The sequence below is a fragment of the Bradyrhizobium sp. Y36 genome (assembly GCF_002531575.1).
Lineage (GTDB): Bacteria > Pseudomonadota > Alphaproteobacteria > Rhizobiales > Xanthobacteraceae > Bradyrhizobium.
The window spans coordinates 1-20,145 of sequence record NZ_NWTI01000036.1; the positions used below are offsets into that span (position 1 = coordinate 1).

Below are 20,145 nucleotides of genomic sequence, written 5' to 3' on the forward strand. Positions count from 1 at the left end.
GGGGGGGGGGAGCTGACAGCGGAGTTGGTCGCTGTCACCGAACATTGAACGCACCCGCATCACGCTGCGACACATCGTCATGCTGCTTCGCCGCATCCTCGCCGTCGCCCTCTTCCTCACGCTTGCCGCGCCGCCGCGGGCGCACGCCACGGCCGAGCACACCTATGAGAAGGGCGAGTACGGCATCGTCGCGGGCGGGTGGGCGCCGAACAAGCGGCTCGCGATCGCCGTCCATGGCGAAGGCGAGGGCGCGCATGACAAATTCCACGCCTATCTGATGGCGGAGCCGGGCCATCGCAGGCTCGACGTGCTCGACAACATCAGCCACGAGAACAATCTCGACACCGCCTCCGACGCCTATTACGCGGCCTGGTCGCCGGACTCGCGCTATGTCGCGGTCTCCTTCCGCACCGAGCGCCACATCATGACGCTGAACGTCTATGCGATCGAGGGCCATCGCGCGCGGCTGATCCAGACGCCGGACCTGTTCCGCAAGGCTGCGGGCCGCACCGTCGTGGTCAAGACCGACGGCGACATGCGCACCTACTTTCCCACGGTGACGTGGCGCGGGCCGCGCCGCTACGATCTCAACGACTACCGTCTGTTCGTCGAGGACGACCAGACCCTGGCCGGGACGCTCGGCGACCTCGGCAGCGTGAGCAGGCGCGACGACGGCCGCTACACGATCGAGTTCGCCGCCCACGCCACCATCACCCTCGGGCGGAAGCACCGCAACCGCATCGGCCGGCTGAAGCGCGGGGATTTCTGGCAGTAACTGCCCGTCGTCCCGGGCTCACGCTTCGCGCCCCGGGATGACAGTTTGCACCGGCGCGCATGCATAGCCTCGGCAGCCGCCATGCTGCCTGCGCAACTGGCAATTCCCGCTTGCGCCACTACACTCCATGCAATTGCTTCCATCCCCTCGTCCAGCCGGAACTCCCCCGCATGAGCGCCCTGTTTTCCCCGATCAAGCTGCGCGGCCTGAACTTGAAGAACCGCGTCGTGGTGTCGCCGATGTGCCAATATTCGGCCGACGACGGCGTCGCCAATGACTGGCACTTCACCCACATCAACAATCTCAGCCTGTCGGGTGCGGCGATGTTCTGCATCGAGGCGACCCATGTCGAGGCGATCGGCCGCATCACGCCGGGCTGCCTCGGGCTCTACAGCGACGCGGCCGAGGCCGCGCTGAAGCAGATCCTCACCTCGGTGCGCAAGCACTCCACCACGGCGGTCGCGATGCAGCTCGCCCATGCCGGCCGCAAAGCCTCCAGCGCGCGGCCGTGGGACGGCGGCCAGCTCGTTCCGGAGAGCCAAGGCGGCTGGCAGACGGTGGCGCCGTCAGCCGTGCCGCACAAGGAGGGCGAGGCCGCCCCGCTCGCGCTGGATGCAGCGGGCCTCAAGCGGATCCGCGATGCCTTCGTCGACAGCGCCAAGCGCGCGGAGCGGATCGGCATCGACGCCATCGAGCTGCACGGCGCGCACGGTTATCTCATGCATCAATTCCTCTCGCCGATCTCCAACAAGCGCACCGACGAATATGGCGGCTCCCTGCAGAACCGCATGCGCTTTCCGCTCGAGATCTACGACGCCGTGCGCGCCGTCTTCCCCGCCGACAAGCCGATCGGCATGCGGGTGTCCTCGACCGACTGGGTCGAGGGCGGCTGGGATCTTTCGCAGACGATCGAATTCGCCAATGCGCTGAAGGCGCGCGGGGTCGACTGGATCGATGCCTCCTCCGGCGGCGTCTCGCCGCTGCAGAAGATTCCGCTCGGTCCCGGCTATCAGGTGCAGTTTGCGGAGGCGATCAAGCGCGCGACGGGCTTGCCGACCATCGCGGTCGGCCTGATCACGGAACCGAAGCAGGCCGAGGAGATCGTCAGCAGCGGCAAGGCCGACATGGTCGCGCTCGCCCGCGGCATGCTCTACGACCCGCGCTGGGCCTGGCACGCCGCCGCCGAGCTCGGCGGCGAAGTCGAAGCCCCGCCGCAATATTGGCGCTCGCAGCCCTCGACGCAGAAAGCGCTGTTCGGCAAGACGACGTTCGGGGCGCGGTGAGGGGTGCGCATCCCAACCACCACCGTCGTCCCTGCCTGGTGCGCAATTGCGCACGGGCGCAGGGACCCATACCGCGTGATCTCTCGATGATCCGCGCTGCGCGTTGACAACTTTAACTAAGAGTCGTCGCCAAACTGCTCCCTGTGGTTACGGGTCCCCGCTCCCGTGCGCAATTGCGCACCAGGCGGGGACGACAGCGGAGAACGCGGCTTACCTTTCGTCTCTCGCATCCGCGCCCCTCACGCCTCACGCATCCGTAAATCTCCTCAGCTTCCACCTCCCTCAAAACTGGCCTAACCTTGGGCTCACTCAACTCCGTCAGGAGGCGTGCCCATGCGGTTTCGTGTTCGCAATACGGCTCATGTGTTCGAGCGCGTCGGGCTTGCGATGGCGGGCGCGGCGTGCGGGTTGTTCGTCGGCGCCTATGTGGGGTCGGCGATATCGGCGCTCACCACGCAGGGCTTCCTGCTGCTGATGATGGTGCTGGGCTTCGCCGGCTTCTATCTCGGCATCGACACGCCGCAATTGCCGTTCGACGAGGCGCATAGCGAGATCGACGCCGCCGAATTCCTCAGCGCCGCCGGCACGCTCTGCGCCACGCTCACCGCGCTCGCCTCCGTCGCCGTCATCGTGCTCCGCCTCGACCCGCACATGGCCTGGACCTGGCTCGCTCTGTTCGGCTGGGTCGCCGGCGTCGCCATGCAGATCGTCGGCGGCGCGAAAGCGCGGATGCGGGCGTAGCTGGTTGTTGGAAACGGTCGCGCCGCGAGCACACTGCGTTCCCTCCCCACAGGGGGGAGGGAGCCGAGCGGAGTGCGCGGCGGCCTCTGGTCGTGGAATTGAGATCGCTCTTTTCAGAACACCACGCCCACGCGCGTGCCGCGCTTCCAGGCGATGCGGCAGCGCTTCTTGGTGTTGACGTGCAGCAGCTCGAAGCGATCGGGGATGTTCACCTGTCCGCCGAGATCGACGCAGGCCCCGCCGGGCGAATAGTCGATCAGCGTGCAGGGGATCACCGGCGCGCGCGGGTCGGTGATGATCTTGGCCTGGCGCGACACCAGCCCTGCGGGTTTCACGCGGGCATATTTGCGCGGATACACTGGCACGTCTCCTCCAATGCCGCAGGTCTCGCGGCGGATATCGTGCAGGATGATGCGGGCGAGTTGATGCGATCCGGCTAAGGCGCGCGGGAGAATTTTAATGAAAAGTGTCGGCGAATGCAGAAAGCCGCGGTAGCGGGGTGAGGTGGCGCCATAGTCTCGCTGTCGTCCGCGCGACCGCAGCCTCAATCTCCCCTGTCGTCCCTTGCGCGCGCAGGGACCCATACCGCGTGATTTCTCGGTTGCGGGCGGGCGCAGTCCCGAACAACGAGCCTCCGCCAAACCACTCCCTGTGGTTATGGGTCCCTGCGTTCGCAGGGACGACAGCCGAGTGTATTGCGCGAGCCTGCCTCCACCGCCGTCATTGCGAGCGCAGCGACTTGTCCGCCGAAGCCTTCGGCGAAGGCGGAAGCAATCCAGGAATCCCTCCGCGGCGGCAGTCTGGATTGCTTCGCGGCGCTCGCAATGACGTGGTGAGAGCGGTGCCCCCTCCGCATCACTCCGCCGCGCTCTCTCCCGACCCCTCCGCCACGTCCACCCCCGGCGGCACCGGCATCGGCACCGTCTCGTACACCTTCGGCATGTTCACCGGCCGGTAGTCCGGGTCCACTTCCATCCGCTTCAGCACGCTCTCATGGATATTCGCGCCGTCGGGGATCAGGCGCGGTTCGCAGTCGGGGATGTAGAATCCGAGAAACACCTTCCGCTCCGGCCACTCCCGGTACTTTGCGCTCTTCGGAATGAACTCCAGCAGCCGCCAGGCCGCCGTCATCGAATTGTGCAGCACGCCCGTCTTGCCCTCATAGGCCGGCGCCACATAGCTGAACGGCGAGTTCTTGCGCTGGATGCCCCAGGCGAGCTGCTTGATGGTCGCCAGGTTGAAGTTCAGCCCGGCCTTCTCGGCTTCCGCGATCATCCAGATCAGCGGATATTTGGAGTCGCCGCTCTCGGCTTCCGGATAGCCGCCGCCGACGTCGCTGTGCACGCCGGCGAACCACACCTGCCAGATGTCCTGCGGCACCTTCTTTTCATCGGGCACGTAGCGGTTGCTCCAGAACTCCTGCGGCTGCTCGTACTTCTTCAGGCGGAACATGCAGCGCCGCTCGTCGATCGCGATCGCCTGCCGGAAGATCCGAACGCTCGGGTTGCGCAGCGTGAAGGCGAGCTCCTCCAGGCTCGGCCAGAACAGCCGGTCGGGGCGCGGCACGATCACGCTCGCCACCGTGTCCCACACGCCGATGAAATGGATGGTCGGCCAGCGCGTCGAGGTGATGCGGGCGAACTGCGCGGCGAGGTCGAACTGGTCCTTCGGCAGCGGCCCCTGCTCGTCGAAGGCGACGCCCTCGAGATCCTCGATGTCGTTGCCGCGCCCGGTGCCGGAATATTGCTTGTAGGCGACGAGGCCGCTGCCTGCGAGGTTCGCCTGTTCCGGCCTGATCAGGCCGACCTTGTGGATCAGCCCCGCCAGCACGCGCACGGTGTAGGCGCCGCGCGAGAAGCCGAACAGATAGATGCGGTCGCCCGGCGAATAATGCTCGACCAGGAAGCAATAGGCCGAGAGCACGTTGTCGTCGAGCCCGTAGCCGGTGGCGAGCCCCAGCACCAGGTTGACGTTGGCTTTCAGGCGGTGCCACGTCGTCGGCTCCGTCACCGTGCCGACCCCGGGATCGTAGAACACCATCTGCCGCGGCTGCGTCCGGTCGGTCTTGCGCAGGCAGCGATAGAGCTTCAGGACGTTGGAGATGTTCTCCGAGATCTCGTTGCCGGTGCCGTCACAGCAAATGACGAGGTTCTTCGGCTCGGGTTTGGGCGCGTGCTCCACAGGTCGACCTCTCCAGGTGATGCTACCGGAGCGAGTATAGCCGAAAACCGCGACGGCGAGGAGACGATGGTGTGCGCGGCGACGGCGGTGCGTTGCCTCACCCCGCAAGGGACAGGGCCATCGCAGAGAGGGGTGATGTCGCTTGTCGCCATCCTTCGAGACGCCCGCCGCCGGCTGGCCCTCAGGATGAGGACCGCGTGCGTTTCGCTGGCTTCGACGGGGCTCCGATGCCGCTGAGCCTCATCCTGAGGAGACCGCCGAAAGCGGTCGTCTCGAAGGACGAGGCGCGCGCTCAGCTCGTGCAAGGAGCCAGATGCGATCGCTCTCCCCCGCAAGCGGGGAGAGGCGAAGGGAACCTCTTACTTCTTCTTGCCCGGTCCGAAATCCGGCTGCCAGGCCGCGTCCTTGCGGCTCGGCGCGGCGGCGATCACCTTGGCCTTGTCCTTCTTCGGCTTCTTGGTTTCGCGGTTGCCGCGTTGCTGTCCCTTGGCCATGTCGCTCTCCTGTGGTTCGCGTTTCCGGGTTTCGAGGTCGCCGAGCTCGTTCGATTGCAGCACGCGGCCGCGCGGCGTGCAGACGCGCACGTCCATGTAGCCGTCGCGCAGCAGTCTGCGCGCCAGCCGCAACGCGACAGCGGCGCTGCCGCGTCCGAGATTGGAGCTGCCATATTCTTTCGTGCCGCTGACGAGATAGGGCACGCGCGAGGGCCTAGCCATGGAGCAGGGCCGCGGCGCAGACCAGCAGCAGAAGAAACGATGGAACGCCCACCGGTGGCACGATCCATTCGGATAGGCGAAACTTCGACATGCTGGCTCCCGGGGAAACTCGCGGCGGGAGCGCAAACGACCCTCAGTCACCGGTCGAAGCCGTTGCCGAGTTGCGGTGATGCGATCGACCCTACGCCTGCCGCGCGCCGATAGCGAGGGCTAAAACGCCGTGCGCGCAATCACCCCGCCTGACGCCCCGGCGCGTGCTGCACCGACAATAGCGCTGGCTATTGCCGCGCAATGCGCGCATGCTCGCCTCCGCCGGCGTCCGGGTGGGGCCCCTCTTTTCGAAAGGCAGGCGCGCATGACCATCCGCTCGCGGCGCGAATCCGTGACGTTCAAGCATCCGTTCCACATTCGCGGCATCGCGCGCGAGCTCCCGGCGGGCGCCTATGAGGTCGTCACCGACGAGGAGATGATCGAGGGCCTGTCGTTCGCCGCCTGGCGCCGCGTCGCGACCATGATCACGGTGCCCGCGGAAGGCGGGCCCGGCGGCACCACGGAAATGCATGCGATCGGCTCGATCGACCTCGCGGACGCTCAACGCATCGACGCGAGCGCCGCCAATGACTGACCATCCCGTCGATCTCGACAAGCATCGCGGCATGGCCGCGCAGAAGGCGACCGATCTGCGCCGCGCGCTGGCCGATGTCGAGACCAATGTCAGGCAGCTGCGCGAGCGCGAGGCCGATCTCGAACACCGCCTGATGACCGTGCCCGCCATGTCCTGGCCCGAGGCCGCGGTGAAGGCGCGCTATCTTCTCAACCTCTATGCCGCGAGCCTGCCGGTCGAGGACACGCGCCACCGCGCGCTGGTGTCGGCGTTGCTCGACGATTTCGCCCGGCTGTCGGAGGAGAGCTGAGGCGAGTCTCGGCCGCTCGCGTCGCCTCACGCGCGTAAGACGCGGACGCGACGCGGGCGGCCGACCCTTGCTGGCCCTTGGGGGCACTCGTCCGGGCTCGTCGCGCCGAAGCCGCGCCGAAGGCGGAAGCAGCCGGACTTAACCAACCCTCGTCAAGGAGCAGGCGATGACACTCAGCAGCGGCCGCTACATCGGCCTCGAATACGAGCGGATGATCGTGCTGTTCTCGATGCGCGACGGCACGCGCGAGATCGGCTGCGCGATCTCGACCTCGGCGATGGACGATCTCGAGCGCGGCCCCAGGGTCCCGCCCGAGCACCGCGAAGCCCAGTTCACCCGCCTGCGCGACCGCATCGAAGCCTGCGCCGCCGGCAAATACCGCGCCAGCGAATTCGAGGGACAGCCGCCGGGGATCGTGCTGCGGAGCATTGATTTTCGGGGGTAGGGGGCGCGGAGCTTTTAGTGCCGAGCGTATCGCGGGTTACTAGCTACGGCGCCAGGCTGACGTTGGCCTTGAGCCGGTGCCACGTCGTCGGCTCCGTCGCTATGCCGCCCCCGAGATCGTAAAGCACCATCTGCTGCAGCTGTGTCCGGTCCGTCTTGCGCTGACGATGATAGAGCTTCAGGACGTTGGAAAATGTTCTTCGAGATCTCGTTGCCCATGTCGTCGCAGCCGATGACGAAGTCTTCTGGGAAGAGGTGCAGTTCGGTGGAGTGCTCTTGGTCCATGGGATGCGCCTCAAGGAGATGCTACCAGGGCAAGTATAGAGAAAATGTGTCAGATAGCGTGGTCCAAATCGACGCTTGATCTCAAGTAGTTTCGCCCTCGTGGAGTGAATTCTTGTCACATTTGGTGCCGAGAGAGTTCAGCCTATGCGGAAAACTGTTGGTCGGGCACCGCCGACAGAATTTCGTGCTCATCGAACCACTCGTTCTTAAGCATCTGCATTTTCACCGCCTCGGGGGAAGACGTATAGAGCACTAAAGCAAGGCTCTTTTTGGCCCTACTGCAAGTAACGTAGAATAGACGGCGCGTCCTGCTGACCGAGCTGTCGCGTCCTTGGGATTCATTCGACAAGTCGCTCGGCGAAAGTTCTTTGGCTCCAAAGAATTTTTCATATCCGAACATGAAGCCACGGGCCTCAGAGTCGTCCATCAATACCATGACGCGATCGAACTCTAGACCCTTAACGCCCTGGTGCGTGCCGAACTCTGCCGTATTCGAAATGTACTGAGCGTATGGTGCGATTTCCGCGAATGACGCGAGCAAGAAGTTCTCTATCGCCGCGCCTTCCTCATCTAAAGGGTCGCGAGACTCGTCCTCAGGACTAGATTGAAGTTCTTCAGCCCGTTGGAGGCGAGCGAATGGCTTCAACGCCTCTGGAAGATCAAAGAGATGTTGTTCGGCAACATAGCTCAGAACTGTGCCGCAGGTGGGTACTCCCTGCTGCCAAAGCTTCAATAGCCCTTCAGAAGCATCCCTAGCCTTGCGCAATTGATCGCGCTGGTCGGTTGCATTCTTGAGTACTTCAGTGGTTAGCAGAGGGGAGAACTCGCGCATGATCTTCGCCGTAGCAAATTTGTCGCCGCCCTGAAGAGCAGAGATGAGAGGCAAGACATTGGCAGTAAACAATCGTGTGATCGACAGAGAACCGTCAAGAAACCCTGTTCTGAAAGTATCGACGCTGGCAAGTGCTTCGAAGATCTTCTCAAATCCCATACGTCTGGCGGCCATATGATGTTCGAGCGTCAGTATCTTGCATTTCTGGCGATCGTTCCAATCTGCGTCGTGAGTGAGCTCGCTCATATAGGCTCGGACAGAGTCCTCCGTTGAGGACTTGTCGCCCTCGTTCGCCTTCAAAATAAACAATCGAACAATGCCGTCGATGCTGTCGGATCTGGCCTCTTGAGCGCGACCATCGACTTGGCTGCGAATCTGGTTGATGAGCCGAACGATTCGTCTTGGGCAGCGATGATTGAGGCGCTTTACCGGCTTGGCCCAATCGGATGGCAATTCCTCCTCTATTCGCTCTTTCCCGTCATTATAGATCCTCTGCATTGTGTCGCCGATGAAGCCGAGGCTGAATTTTCCGGTGTGGGTGGCTTGTACGGTCAGAAGAGCATCGACGACTTGCTTGTTCGTGTCCTGGCTCTCATCCACCAAAAGAAAAGGAAATTGATTCACCAAGATGCTCTGCATCAATTTCTTCTCAGCAAGGAAACTTGCAAAGAGCGCAATCACTTCTGCATGGTTTAGCGCGTCTCGCTCTTTGTTGTCGCCGGTCGGACTGTAAGAGAATTTTCTTATCCCGCTTAGTCCGGCGAGGCGGCGGGATTTCGATTCGATCTGTGCTTGGCGAGCTACGGAGGCTTTAGTGCCGGGGCGCCCTTTGGTCTCTTGTTCCCTAAGCTCTCGGATTTCGCTCTCGAGCCGTCTGTGAAGCCAGTCGCGGATATCTTTGTTGAAACCAGAAATTAGCTTCCAAGCGAAGCTATGGATCGTCGAGACGTGAAAGGTCGGGTCGAACTTCAGTCGTCGAAGAATCTCGTCGCAGGCTGCGTTGGTGTAGGTCACCACCGCAACTTGTTGCCCTCTGAGGCGGAGCCTCGGGAGGTTCTTCTGTTTGATGAACTCGAGCGCTCGTATGAGAGAGCTTGTCTTGCCGGAGCCTGCACCTGCGTAGAGAAAGAAGCTTCTTGGGTGCTCTAAGTCTAAGCAGTCGGAGATCTCCTCATCGATATGTTCATCGAGGGCAACGTTAGAGTTAGCTGCGGCTGCTTCAGGCATCAGGCGGCTTCCGTCGAAGTTGCAATATATGACGACACCGCGAGGCCCAATTCTTTCTGTCGCTCGCGCACTTGCTCGGAGAGCCAGAGGAGGCCCTCACGCATATAGGTTGGAGGCTTAAGTTTACTGGCGTCCTTAAACTCAAGAAGATCAAGAGCAAGCTCAGCTTTGCTGCCGGTTTTGAGGCTCTCGGCGAGCTTTTTGCTTAGTTCCTCTACCGTGGCGCTAGCTTCTATTGCCAATTTAAATTTTGCCACAAGGCCCGCTCCTTCTTGCTCAAGGAAGAGGCTTATGTTCTCAAATAGTATAGCGTCTTCAAATGTATTGGCGAGAGCCTCGACGGTGCTGCCGCCAAAGTTGATTTTGACCGGCGATTGATATGCCACGCGGATAGAAAATCGCTGTGCTTCGTATTTGAGAACTTTTTTTTGCTCGGGTTCATCAAGGAGTTCGTCCAAGGAGTTTCTTTTTGGGCACCACGTGCTCAGCGTTTGGTTGCGCGAGGTTTGGCCGGCGCCGCGCGCCGGATTCGCAGATTTGTTGCCCTCGCCCACCGCGTCGAGGTCGGTAATGATCAAAGTGGGCAGAGCGAGGCATTCAATGAGGCTGCGTAATCGATGCGCGTGACTGCCGCCGATTTCGAGCCATGTAATGTAGCACTCTCGTAGATCTTTGAATTCAAGGTGCTCTCTCACAAAATGAGGAGTCAGAATTCTTTCAGCAGGGCCTTCTATCAATACTGCTGCATCAGCAAAAAACAAATCGCAGTGTGTGACTTTCAGGTAGCGAGTTACAAATCGACGAGTCTCTTCGTTCGACCCAAACGCGCTAGAGACATCCACAACGCATGAGCTCGGAATTTCCTTTTTCGCGCCGGCAAGTCGTCGGAAGTATCGCAGCGAAGAGAATTCGCATTCATGCGCAATGTGACTTGAGTGTGTGCTTACGACTAGTTGCGTAGTAAAAGTCTTTCTGTCGCCCAAGTCACGATGCTTGCGCAGAATGTTGTACGCCTGTCTGATGAAGACTTGCTGCACTTGAGTATGGAGATGTGCTTCGGGCTCCTCTACCAACACGAGGTGAAGAGGCGGCCTGAATGCTTTGGTTGCGACGGCTCTTGTTTCAGCTTTGCCAACTAGCATCCATGCATCACGATAACTCATGAGCCGGAATACCATCGAAATTAGATTCTGATATCCAAGGCCATTCGAATCTTCCGGCAGATGCAATCGAGTGTTTTCGATGCCATCGGTCATTTGGATGACGTAGCGAACGGCAGCTTCGTGATTCAGGCCCTCAACAGGACGTAGTCTTGTTGAGATTTCGAGTTTGGGATCGGTGACGCCAGGGTATCCAAGCTCTTCCAATTCCTTTAGCGCTGCTTCAAAGCCCTCGTTAAGCCGAACGTCGAAAGCCTTTTGCGCTTGTTCGATCGCTTGTAGCGCTTTGATGTCTTTTGTATCGGGATTGTCGTAAGGGTCCAAGTGACGGCTATAGTAGCCGCGGAGCTGTTCGGATAGCCTCCGCGCATTAGCGGGACTGGTAGCAGCGTTGGCATCATCTTCCTCAAAGGCGATTTCAGCTTCTTGTCCGAAACCGCGTTGCGCGCTGATCTCGCTTATCTTGATCAGGCCTTTAAAAGGGTCTTCTTCCAGCGCAACGGCATCGGCTGGGAGAGCTTGCGGCTTCGCTGTGCCATGTTCGGGGTTCTGCCGTTTCGCAGGATCGAGGACGTATGCTCTGATGGCGAATAGTCGCCCGAGGCGACGACGGACAAAATCAACGAGGTCATCCGGCCAAAGTGAGACGACAATGGTCTCGCTCGCCTGATCCGACTTGTCTATTGCTTCACCCTTCTTGGCTTTCTCCGCGTCCGCACGAGCGGAAAGATACTCGCGCTGTAGCTCTGCCGCATCCTTAGGCTCAAAGCGCAGACGCACGCCGAGCTGGCCGCCCTCCCAATCCAACGTGGGTAAGATCTTTTGGACATAGTGTACTTCGTCGCTCTCAACGTGGAGCCAGACGTCGAGTGTTGGAAGAAAATCGTTCCAGTTCGGTTCAGGGAGTGTCTCGTCGGCGGCAGCGGCTTTTTCCCAACTCGCGCCCATCGCAGCAATCGACGGCCAGTGAGAGACGGTGAAGTCGTTTAGAGTGAAGCTCGTTCGTTCGTGGACCACGAGGAAATATCGTAGTGCGACCATGGCGGAAGTTTTGCCGCTATTGTTCGCGCCGACGAAGACCGTCTTGTCTCGCGCGAAGCTAACCCGAGTGGAACGAAGCTTTCGAAAATTGGCGATCTCAACTGAATCAATATGCATCGGCTATCCTCCGACCGAACCAAACAGATTCACTATTGAGCTGCAACTAGGAGCTGCACTATCGAGCGTACTCCCTTGGACTAAGGGTCACTTTAGGTTCGCTACCCACCTACCGACGTCAAAAACAAAAACGGCCGGATCTTCCGATCCGGCCGCAACGCAAACTCTTACTTGGCTAAGCCTACGCCACGCGACGCAACCTAGCCCCCGCCCAATTCTGAAAAGCTCAGCTCGCCTTCTTCGCCGGGGCGGCCGTCGGGCCGACCTTCTTGACGATGGCGCGCTTCAGTTCGAGGGCGCGCGGGGAGAGGTTGTCGGCATTGGCCTTGAGCAGGAAGGCGTCGAGGCCGCCATTGTGGTCGACGCTCTTCACCGCGTTGGTGGAGACGCGCAGGCGCACGTTGCGCTCCAGGGCTTCCGAGATGAAGGTCACGTTGACCAGGTTCGGCAGGAAGCGGCGCTTGGTCTTGATGTTGGAGTGGCTGACCTTGTGGCCGACGAGGGGGCCCTTGGCCGTCAGTTCGCAGCGGCGAGACATGGCATCAATCCTTATCCTAAAACCCCCAACGATGTGCGGCCGCCATTCTGGGCGCCACGGGGGCGAATTCTCTGTCCTTGCAGGGAGCGGGCGGACGTATAGGGGGGAAGGGGCGGGCAGTCAAGTTTTCGGGCGGGGATTCGTGCTCCGCCAGAGGTGTCATCGCCCGGCTCGACCGGGCGATCCAGTACGCCGAAGCGGTGCGGAGGACCAGAGGGGCTGCGGCGTCCTGGATGCCCCGGTCGAGCCGGGGCATGACAGCGGAGGGTGGGGAGGGGTTGCCGCCCTCAACGGGCGCCACCCGATCACCAAAACGGCAATGTTTGTCGCGCCTTACCATCACATAAAGGGCGTATTCGGGCCCGAAGAGTCCGGTGGAGTTCCCTGGGACTCCGGTGGAGTTCCCCGGCCGGATACGCCCGGACACATTGTTTGTCGCGGTTTTTGGCTTAAGTAACGGCCATCATGCCGCGATTGGCGCCCCGATTGGATTGTGTCGTGCCCGCAAAGCCTCCTTTAGCGCCCAGATCGCGCTCCGCCCGCCCGCGCCTGGCCGGCTGGCTGACGGCGGTTTGCGGCCTGGCCGTGGTGTGGGGCGCGGCGCCGGCGGCGGCGCAGGGCAAGCTCGAGGCGCAATATGAGGCCTCGCTCGCGGGCATTCCCGTCGGCAAGGGCGCCTGGAACATCGACATCCAGGACGACGTGTTCGCCGCCGCGGCCTCCGGCGGCACCTCGGGGCTTTTGAAATCCTTCACCGGCGGGTCCGGCACCGGCGCCAGCCAAGGGCGCGTCGTGAACGGCGCGCTGGTTGCGACCGGCTACCAGGCCTCCACCACCACCTCGAAGAAGACCGAAGAGATCCGCATCACGCTCGACAAGGGCAATGTGAAGGATTTTGCGATCCTGCCGGAGCCGCCGGTCGATCCCGATCGCATCGTCGTCACCGACGCCCATCGCCGCGGCGTCTGGGACCCCATGACCGCCTCGCTGCTGCGGGTATCAGGCACTGGCGACCCGGTCTCGCCGGAGGCCTGCCACAACTCCGCGCCCGTGTTCGACGGCCGCATGCGCTACGAACTCAAGCTCGATTTCAAGCGCATGGAGAGCGTGAAGGCGGAGAAGGGCTACAAGGGCCCGGTTGTGGTCTGCGCGATCTATTTCGTGCCGGTCGCCGGCTACATCCCCGACCGCCCCGTGATCAAATACCTCGCCGCCCAGCGCAACATGGAAATCGCGTTCGCCCCCATCGCGGGCACGCGCATCCTGGTGCCGTTCTGGCTGAAAGTGCCGACGCCGCTCGGGCCGGCGATGCTGGAAGCGACCAGCTTCGTGACGACAGCCCAGCCGCCCCGCGTGGCGAAGACGCAGTAGGGGTTGCGGCAGCGGTTGCGTTAACCCTCCCCTGGAGGGGGAGGGGCGGCAGCCATCGAGCGTAAGCGAGATGGGTGACGGGGTGGGGTGATATCTCCCCACGGGGACTGTTCGTGTGGAGAGATCACCCCACCCCGCTCGCGCTGCGCGCGATCGACCCTCCCCCTCCAGGGGAGGGTAAGAAAGGTGCAGCGTTTTCAATCACATCCCTACTGTGCATGGGGTTGTTTTCGCAAAAATGGGGTGGAGAGGGCGAGTTCCTGGAATCCATTTGACTCCTCCCCGATTCTGATTCGACTCCGCGCCGTCCCCAACTAAGGCCGCAACGTCACTTGTACGCGGTACGAAAACTCCATCTAGTTGTGGCCAATGAGCCTCCCGCGACATGTTGCGTGAACGGAACGGGACTCGGCAGGGAGTCAGCGATTCGGCCGCGATTCGTTCTAGAGTCGTTCCGAAGCTTAAGGCCAGCGGGAAAAGCGTCGCAAAGTGAGACAGTTGCGCGGGATTTGGGGCCACACACTCGGTGTCATGCCCCGGCTTGACCGGGCGATCCAGTACGCCGCGGCTTCTCGGCCTTGCCACAACCGTCGCGGCGTACTGGATCGCCCGGTCGAGCCGGGCGATGACAGCCGTGACGGCCGCGCCAGCCCGGCGTTCGGAGACATCGCCGACACCTTGCGCGCCCTCCGCCGCAAAACGGCACTGACATTCGCCCAAATCGCCACTACCTAATCACCCAGAATGCCCTTTTCCTCCTCCCCCTTCGCTTCCGAGCGCGCAGCGTCCGATCGCGTGCCTGGCGCGGGCGTCACCGCGGTGCTCGGGCCGACCAACACCGGCAAGACCCATCTCGCCATCGAGCGGATGCTCGCGCATCCCTCGGGCATGATCGGCCTGCCGCTGCGCCTGCTGGCGCGCGAGGTCTACAACAAGATCGCCGCGCGGGTCGGAGCTGAGGCGGTCGCGCTCGTCACCGGCGAGGAGAAGATCAAGCCGAGAAATCCGCGCTATTGGGTCTCCACCGTCGAGGCGATGCCGCGCGACCTCGACCTCTCCTTTCTCGCCGTCGACGAGGTCCAGATCTCATCCGATCTCGAACGCGGCCACGTCTTCACCGATCGCATCCTCAACCGCCGCGGCCGCGACGAGACGCTGCTGCTGGGCGCCGCCACCATGCGCCCGATCATCGAACGCCTGCTGCCGGGCGTCTCCATGATCACGCGTCCGCGCCTGTCGCAGCTGGAATTCGCCGGCGACCGCAAGATCACGCGCCAGCCGCGCCGCACCGCCATCGTCGCGTTCTCGGCCGACGAGGTCTACGCCATCGCCGAGCTGATCCGCCGCCAGCACGGCGGCGCCGCCGTGGTGCTGGGCTCGCTTAGCCCACGCACGCGCAATGCGCAGGTGGAGATGTTCCAGAACGGCGACGTCGATTATCTCGTCGCCACCGATGCGGTCGGCATGGGCCTCAATCTCGACGTCGACCACGTCGCCTTCGCCTCCGACCGCAAGTTCGACGGCTATCAGTTCCGCCGGCTGACGCCGTCCGAGTTCGCGCAGATCGCGGGCCGCGCCGGCCGCGCCACGCGCAACGGCACGTTTGGTACGACAGGGCGCTGCGCGCCGTTCGAGCCCGAGCTCGTCAACGCGCTGCAGAACCACACCTTCGATCCCGTGAAGGTGCTGCAATGGCGCAATGCGAGGCTGGATTTCGCCTCGCTCGGCGCGCTCCAGGTCTCGCTGAACCTCGCCCCTGGCCATGAGGCGCTGACGCGCGCGCCCGTCGCCGAGGACATGCGCGTGCTGGAGCATGCCGCCCGCGACGCCGATGTGCGCGATACCGCACATGGCAAGGACGCCGTGGAGCGGCTGTGGGAGGCCTGCCAGGTCCCCGACTATCGGAAATTGTCGCCAGCGGCCCATGCCGAGCTCGTCACCACGCTCTACGGCTTCCTGATGCGGAAGGGATGCATTCCCGATGCCTGGTTCGCCGCCCAGGTCACCCAGGCCGACCGCATCGACGGCGACATCGACACGCTGTCGGCCCGGATCGCACAGATTCGCACCTGGACCTTCGTCGCCAACCGCCCGGACTGGCTGAAAGACCCCGATCGCTGGCAGGGGGTGACGCGGGAGGTCGAAAATAAATTATCGGATGCGCTCCATGAACGCTTGACTGAGCGTTTCGTTGATCGCCGGACCAGTGTACTGATGCGCCGCCTGCGGGAGAACACGAGCTTGAATACTGAAATCGGCAAGACCGGCGAAGTCATCGTCGAAGGCCATGTCATCGGCCGCCTCGACGGCTTCACCTTTGCACCGGATGCGGCGGAAGCAGGCTCCGATGCGAAAGCCTTGCAGGCTGCAGCGCAAGCGGTGCTCGCCGGCGAGATCAACACGCGTGCCGAAAAGCTCGGCAATGCGCCGGACGATCAGTTCGTGCTGACCTCCGAAGGCACCATCCGCTGGACCGGCGATGCCGTGGCGCGGCTGTCTGCCGCAGAGGACGCGCTGCATCCGCGCATCCGCATCATCTCCGACGAGCGCCTGACCGGCGCCCCCCGCGAGAAGGTGCAGGCGCGGCTCGAGCTCTGGCTCAAGACCCATATCGAGAAGCTGCTCGGGCCGATGTTCGAGCTCTCCAAGGCCGAGGACGTCACCGGCATCGCCCGTGGCATCGCCTATCAGCTGGTCGAGGCGCTCGGCGTGCTGGAGCGGCCCAGAATCGCGAACGAGCTGAAGGATCTCGACCAGCCCTCGCGCGCGGTCTTGCGGAAGTACGGCGTCCGCTTCGGCGCCTACCACATCTATTTCCCCGGCCTGCTCAAGCCCGCCGCGCGCGCCCTCGCCGCGCTCTTGTGGGCGCTGAAGCAGGACAATGTCGATCTGTCCTCGCTGTCGGGCGCGCAGCATCTGGCCTCCTCGGGCCGCACCTCGTTCCCGGTCGACAAGGCGCTGCCGCGCGATGCCTATCGCGTGCTCGGCTACAAGCAGGCCGGCGAGCGCGCCGTGCGCGTCGACATTCTGGAGCGTCTGGCCGATCTGATCCGTCCGGCGCTGGCCTGGCGCGAGAACGCCTCCGGCGAGAAGCCCGCCGGCGCCTTCGACGGACGCGGCTTCGTGGTGACGCAGGCGATGACCTCGCTCACCGGATCTGCCGGCGAGGATTTCGCCTCCGTGCTGCGCGCGCTCGGCTATCGCATGGAGAAGCGTCCGCCGCTGCCGGCAAAGCCGGCCGTGGTGGAAACGGTCGCAGCCGAGACGCCGCCGGTTGACGGCAGCGCCGAGACCGCGACCGAGACCGCGACCGAGGCCTCGACCGAGACCGCGGCGGAGGCCGTTGCCGGCCTGCCCGAGGAGACACCGGCCGCGGAGACTGCCGTTGAAGCCGTCACCGTCGAAGACGCGCCCGGCATGGAGCAGCACGACGAGCCCGCGCAGGCGGAGCCCGCGCTCGAAGCGTCTCCTGAAGCGCCCGTCACGCCCGAAGACGCCCCCGGCATCGCGCCGCCGGCCGAAGAGACCGCTGCGCCGGCGGAGGCTGCCGGCCTCGACGCGGCTGCCGCCGAGACCGCGGCAACGGAAGCCGCGGCATCGGCCGATGCCGCCGCGCCTGAAGCTGCGCCCGCCGAGCCCCAGCTGGTCGAGGTCTGGCGTCCCGGCGGCCGTCACGAGGATCGCAAGCCGCGCCACGAGCGCCATCGCCACCAGCGTCATCACAACAACCAGCGTCCGCAGGCCGGTGCCGAAGCGGGCGCTGCGCCCGCCGAAGGCGAAGCCGCGCAAGGCGCCGATGGCGAGAAGCGGGGAGAGCGGCATCGTCATGGCGGCGGTCATCGTCGCGACGGCGCCAAGGACTTCCGTAAGCCGCGCGAAGGTGGCGAGGGCGGCGAGCGCCGCGACGACCGCAATCGCAGCTTTCAGGGCAAGGACCGCGACAAGGATCGCGACCGCAACAAGGGCAAGTTCGGCGGCGATCGCGACAAGGGCCGCGACAATCGCGGCCGTGACCGCGACAAGGGCCGCGACCGTCAGGGCGGTCCGTCGCTGCGGCCGTACGCCTCGAGCGCCAACCCGCGCGAGCGCGATCGTCCGGCCGATCCGAACTCACCCTTCGCCAAGCTCGCTGCGCTGAAGGAGCAGCTCTCGGGGCGCAAGGAGTAATCCCACGAGCGAGCGGCAGCGCCTCGACAAATGGCTGTGGCACGCGCGGGTGGTGAAGGCGCGCACCTCCGCGGCCGAGCTCGTCGAAAAGGGCCATGTTCGCGTCAACGGCGAGCGCGAAAAATCGCCCGGCCATGCGATCAAGATCGGCGACGTCGTCACCGTCGCGCTCGATCGCACGGTGCGCGTGTTGAGAGTGACAAGCTTTAGCGAACGCCGCGGCGACGCAGCCGCGGCCCAGGTGCTCTTCGAGGAGCTCGGGAAGCGCAATTAATTGCGCTTCGCATTCATTTCTTGGTCGATCAAACACACAAAGCCGTCATGATCGGGGTTTCCCGACCTTGCAGCGCAGGGCCATCCGCGCTACGCAAGCCGCGACTTTTAAAAGAGCTTTTCGGAGCGTTGGATGACTTACGTCGTCACTGAAAACTGCATCAAGTGCAAGTACACCGACTGCGTCGAGGTCTGCCCGGTCGACTGCTTCTACGAGGGTGACAACATGCTCGTCATCCACCCGGACGAGTGCATCGATTGCGGCGTGTGCGAGCCGGAATGCCCCGCCGACGCCATCAAGCCGGACACGGAACCGGGCCTGGAAAAGTGGCTCGAGGTCAACTCCGAGTACGCCAAGAGCTGGCCGAACATCACCCAGAAGAAAGAATCACCTGCCGACGCCAAGGAATTCGACGGCATGGAAGGCAAGTTCGAGAAATATTTTTCTCCGAACCCCGGCTCCGGCGACTAATTCGGGCCCAAACTTAACCCTAATAGCGGCCCTGCCGCCGAAAACCAGCCCTGAAGACCCCTAAATCATTGATTTTTGCGGGAAATGTGCTATATTGGGCACATTAAGCCGAACCCCGTCAGCCCCGTTGGCCCCTCAGGGTTCCCGTGAAACCAAATGTCGAACAGGGGCGTGGCAGTTTCCGCGCGCAGGCTGTGTCACAGAAAACGCGTAAAAAGAGTACTTCAGCGAGGGCTTCCCATAAGGAGGCCAAAAAAGTCGCCGCGGCCAGCCGTAGCGCATCCAAGGGTCGGACCGCGACGAAGGCGCCGGCTGCAAAGTCCTCGAAGAACAAAAGAAGCGCAATGCCGAACAAGACTGCCAAACCGGCCGCGAAAGCGACCGCTGCTAAGCCTGCTGCCAAGCCTGTGACTGCCAAGGCTCCCGCTGCCAAGCCCGCTGCGCCGAAGGCTCCCGTTGCTGCTGCTCCTGCCAAGGCTCCCGTCGCTGCCAAGCCGGCCGCGAAGCCCGCTGTTGCGCCGAAGGTCGAGGAAAAGAAGGTCGTGACCCAGCGCCAGGGCTTCAAGGCCAACGAATTCGTCGTCTATCCCGCTCACGGCGTCGGCCAGATCCTGGCCATCGAGGAGCAGGAGATCGCCGGTGCGAAGCTCGAGCTGTTCGTCATCAACTTCATCAAGGACAAGATGACGCTGCGCGTGCCGACCGCCAAGGTCGCCAATGTCGGCATGCGCAAGCTGTCCGAGCCCGCGCTGGTGAAGAAGGCGCTGGAGACCCTCAAGGGCCGCGCCCGCGTCAAGCGCACCATGTGGTCGCGCCGCGCCCAGGAATACGAAGCGAAGATCAATTCGGGCGACATCGTCGCGATCGCGGAAGTCGTGCGCGATCTCTACCGCTCGGAATCGCAGCCGGAGCAGTCCTACTCGGAACGCCAGCTTTATGAAGCGGCGCTCGATCGTCTGTCCCGCGAGATCGCGGTGGTGCAGCACTCGACCGAGACCGAAGCGGTCAAGGAGATCGAGGCCCAGCTCGCCAAGAGCCCGCGTCGCAACGCCAAGGCGGAAGCCGCCGAGGGCGAGGCCGATGCAGAGGGCGATGCCGACGATACGGATGGCGACGACACCACCGTCGCCGACGAGGCGGCGTAAACCGCTTCGCGTCGATCGCAACAGATCAAAAGCCCGGCCTTGCGGCCGGGCTTTTTGTTTGCACGGTTGTCCGTGCCATTCGGCGATGTCACGCGCTTCGGGACGAGCCGATCCGGGTTTCGCGGCCTTCGCCATCGGCTCCGACCGCAACCGTCGACCACCAATCGCCCAATGCGTCGATCAATGGCACGAGCCTGTGACCTGCGCGGGTCAGGTCGTACTCGACCCGCAGCGGGTAGCCGTCGAACTCGGTGCGGGTGACGATGCCGGCGTCCTCCAGCTTGCGGAGCTCGAGAGCGAGCATTCGATGCGAGATGGTCGGATTGTCCCGGCGCAAATCGCTGAAGCGCTTGGTCCCTTGCTTCAGATAGTAGATCAGAAGTGTCGGCCACCGGCCGCTGAGAATCTGCATCACTTCCTCGATGGGGCATCTCGAGACGAGATCTTTCATCGGACACTCCAG

The 20,145-nt window shown here is 63.2% G+C and carries 17 protein-coding genes and 1 pseudogene; 11 read left to right on the forward strand and 7 right to left on the reverse strand.

Annotated features, from left to right (window positions below; all coding sequences use genetic code 11):
* Positions 1-79: 79 nt before the first annotated feature.
* From CO669_RS34060 to CO669_RS34070, 3 genes are all read left to right on the forward strand, one after another.
* Entirely contained in the window at positions 80-775 is a 696-nt protein-coding gene (locus tag CO669_RS34060) for a hypothetical protein (protein ID WP_097666882.1), read from the forward strand.
* 170 nt (positions 776-945) lie between these two features.
* Entirely contained in the window at positions 946-2,058 is a 1,113-nt protein-coding gene (locus CO669_RS34065; RefSeq protein WP_097666884.1) for an NADH:flavin oxidoreductase/NADH oxidase, read from the forward strand.
* 333 nt (positions 2,059-2,391) lie between these two features.
* Positions 2,392-2,799 carry a hypothetical protein gene (locus tag CO669_RS34070; RefSeq protein ID WP_097666886.1) on the forward strand — a complete coding sequence of 136 codons (408 nt, stop codon included), beginning with the start codon at positions 2,392-2,394 and terminating at the stop codon, positions 2,797-2,799.
* Between the two features lie 113 nt (positions 2,800-2,912).
* Here the strand turns inward: CO669_RS34070 and CO669_RS34075 are convergent, their stop codons facing one another.
* From CO669_RS34075 to CO669_RS35545, 3 genes are all read right to left on the reverse strand, one after another.
* Positions 2,913-3,158, reverse strand: coding sequence for a PilZ domain-containing protein (locus tag CO669_RS34075; RefSeq protein ID WP_198964406.1), 246 nt, complete (start codon positions 3,156-3,158; stop codon positions 2,913-2,915).
* A gap of 496 nt (positions 3,159-3,654) precedes the next feature.
* Entirely contained in the window at positions 3,655-4,980 is a 1,326-nt protein-coding gene (locus CO669_RS34080; protein ID WP_097666890.1) for a T6SS phospholipase effector Tle1-like catalytic domain-containing protein, read from the reverse strand.
* Positions 4,981-5,339: 359 nt separating this feature from the next.
* Entirely contained in the window at positions 5,340-5,696 is a 357-nt protein-coding gene (locus CO669_RS35545; protein ID WP_143278779.1) for a hypothetical protein, read from the reverse strand.
* 355 nt (positions 5,697-6,051) lie between these two features.
* Between CO669_RS35545 and CO669_RS34090 the strand changes: the two genes are divergently transcribed.
* The 3 genes from CO669_RS34090 (at position 6,052) to CO669_RS34100 (ending at position 7,055) form a co-directional block, all read left to right on the forward strand.
* Complete coding sequence (locus CO669_RS34090) at positions 6,052-6,321, forward strand: hypothetical protein (RefSeq protein ID WP_097666892.1); 270 nt, start codon at positions 6,052-6,054, stop codon at positions 6,319-6,321.
* Positions 6,314-6,610, forward strand: a complete 297-nt coding sequence (locus tag CO669_RS34095; RefSeq protein ID WP_097666894.1) for a hypothetical protein — start codon at positions 6,314-6,316, stop codon at positions 6,608-6,610. Before CO669_RS34090 ends, CO669_RS34095 begins: the two co-directional genes overlap by 8 nt.
* Positions 6,611-6,776: 166 nt before the next feature.
* Complete coding sequence (locus CO669_RS34100) at positions 6,777-7,055, forward strand: DUF1488 family protein (RefSeq protein ID WP_097666896.1); 279 nt, start codon at positions 6,777-6,779, stop codon at positions 7,053-7,055.
* Between the two features lie 426 nt (positions 7,056-7,481).
* Here the strand turns inward: CO669_RS34100 and CO669_RS34105 are convergent, their stop codons facing one another.
* The 3 genes from CO669_RS34105 to rpmB form a co-directional block, all read right to left on the reverse strand.
* Complete coding sequence (locus tag CO669_RS34105) at positions 7,482-9,398, reverse strand: UvrD-helicase domain-containing protein (protein ID WP_097666898.1); 1,917 nt, start codon at positions 9,396-9,398, stop codon at positions 7,482-7,484.
* Positions 9,398-11,716, reverse strand: a complete 2,319-nt coding sequence (locus CO669_RS34110) for an AAA family ATPase (protein ID WP_097666900.1) — start codon at positions 11,714-11,716, stop codon at positions 9,398-9,400. Before CO669_RS34110 ends, CO669_RS34105 begins: the two co-directional genes overlap by 1 nt.
* Positions 11,717-11,942: 226 nt before the next feature.
* On the reverse strand, positions 11,943-12,254 hold the full coding sequence (rpmB, locus tag CO669_RS34115; protein WP_097666901.1) for a 50S ribosomal protein L28: 312 nt from the start codon (positions 12,252-12,254) through the stop codon (positions 11,943-11,945).
* 465 nt (positions 12,255-12,719) lie between these two features.
* On the opposite strand from rpmB, the gene CO669_RS34120 reads away from it, so the two are divergent.
* From CO669_RS34120 to CO669_RS34145, 5 genes and pseudogenes are all read left to right on the forward strand, one after another.
* Positions 12,720-13,625, forward strand: a complete 906-nt coding sequence (locus CO669_RS34120) for a DUF3108 domain-containing protein (protein ID WP_097666902.1) — start codon at positions 12,720-12,722, stop codon at positions 13,623-13,625.
* Between the two features lie 744 nt (positions 13,626-14,369).
* A complete protein-coding gene (locus tag CO669_RS34130) occupies positions 14,370-17,792 on the forward strand; it encodes a helicase-related protein (RefSeq protein ID WP_097666905.1) in 3,423 nt (1,140 codons plus the stop codon).
* Positions 17,793-17,802: 10 nt separating this feature from the next.
* A pseudogene (locus CO669_RS34135) lies at positions 17,803-18,066 on the forward strand (RNA-binding S4 domain-containing protein); the annotation flags it as partial.
* A gap of 132 nt (positions 18,067-18,198) precedes the next feature.
* A complete protein-coding gene (fdxA, locus tag CO669_RS34140) occupies positions 18,199-18,537 on the forward strand; it encodes a ferredoxin FdxA (RefSeq protein ID WP_097666908.1) in 339 nt (112 codons plus the stop codon).
* A 344-nt stretch (positions 18,538-18,881) separates the two neighbouring features.
* Positions 18,882-19,682 (forward strand): CarD family transcriptional regulator, encoded by an 801-nt coding sequence (locus tag CO669_RS34145; protein ID WP_198964404.1) that lies wholly within the window; start codon positions 18,882-18,884, stop codon positions 19,680-19,682.
* A gap of 88 nt (positions 19,683-19,770) precedes the next feature.
* Here the strand turns inward: CO669_RS34145 and CO669_RS34150 are convergent, their stop codons facing one another.
* Positions 19,771-20,133: a winged helix-turn-helix transcriptional regulator gene (locus tag CO669_RS34150; RefSeq protein WP_097666911.1), complete on the reverse strand. Its 363-nt coding sequence runs from the start codon at positions 20,131-20,133 to the stop codon at positions 19,771-19,773.
* Positions 20,134-20,145 lie beyond the last annotated feature (12 nt).

Bases quoted from the DNA above. Each gene is read 5' to 3' on its own strand.
- CO669_RS34060 (WP_097666882.1), top strand. From the start codon at position 80: ATGCTGCTTCGCCGCATCCTCGCCGTCGCCCTCTTCCTCACGCTTGCC.
- CO669_RS34065 (WP_097666884.1), top strand. From the start codon at position 946: ATGAGCGCCCTGTTTTCCCCGATCAAGCTGCGCGGCCTGAACTTGAAG.
- CO669_RS34070 (WP_097666886.1), top strand. From the start codon at position 2,392: ATGCGGTTTCGTGTTCGCAATACGGCTCATGTGTTCGAGCGCGTCGGG.
- CO669_RS35545 (WP_143278779.1), bottom strand. From the start codon at position 5,696: ATGGCTAGGCCCTCGCGCGTGCCCTATCTCGTCAGCGGCACGAAAGAA.
- CO669_RS34090 (WP_097666892.1), top strand. From the start codon at position 6,052: ATGACCATCCGCTCGCGGCGCGAATCCGTGACGTTCAAGCATCCGTTC.
- CO669_RS34095 (WP_097666894.1), top strand. From the start codon at position 6,314: ATGACTGACCATCCCGTCGATCTCGACAAGCATCGCGGCATGGCCGCG.
- CO669_RS34100 (WP_097666896.1), top strand. From the start codon at position 6,777: ATGACACTCAGCAGCGGCCGCTACATCGGCCTCGAATACGAGCGGATG.
- CO669_RS34105 (WP_097666898.1), bottom strand. From the start codon at position 9,398: ATGCCTGAAGCAGCCGCAGCTAACTCTAACGTTGCCCTCGATGAACAT.
- CO669_RS34110 (WP_097666900.1), bottom strand. From the start codon at position 11,716: ATGCATATTGATTCAGTTGAGATCGCCAATTTTCGAAAGCTTCGTTCC.
- rpmB (WP_097666901.1), bottom strand. From the start codon at position 12,254: ATGTCTCGCCGCTGCGAACTGACGGCCAAGGGCCCCCTCGTCGGCCAC.
- CO669_RS34120 (WP_097666902.1), top strand. From the start codon at position 12,720: ATGCCGCGATTGGCGCCCCGATTGGATTGTGTCGTGCCCGCAAAGCCT.
- CO669_RS34130 (WP_097666905.1), top strand. From the start codon at position 14,370: ATGCCCTTTTCCTCCTCCCCCTTCGCTTCCGAGCGCGCAGCGTCCGAT.
- fdxA (WP_097666908.1), top strand. From the start codon at position 18,199: ATGACTTACGTCGTCACTGAAAACTGCATCAAGTGCAAGTACACCGAC.
- CO669_RS34145 (WP_198964404.1), top strand. From the start codon at position 18,882: ATGCCGAACAAGACTGCCAAACCGGCCGCGAAAGCGACCGCTGCTAAG.
- CO669_RS34150 (WP_097666911.1), bottom strand. From the start codon at position 20,133: ATGAAAGATCTCGTCTCGAGATGCCCCATCGAGGAAGTGATGCAGATT.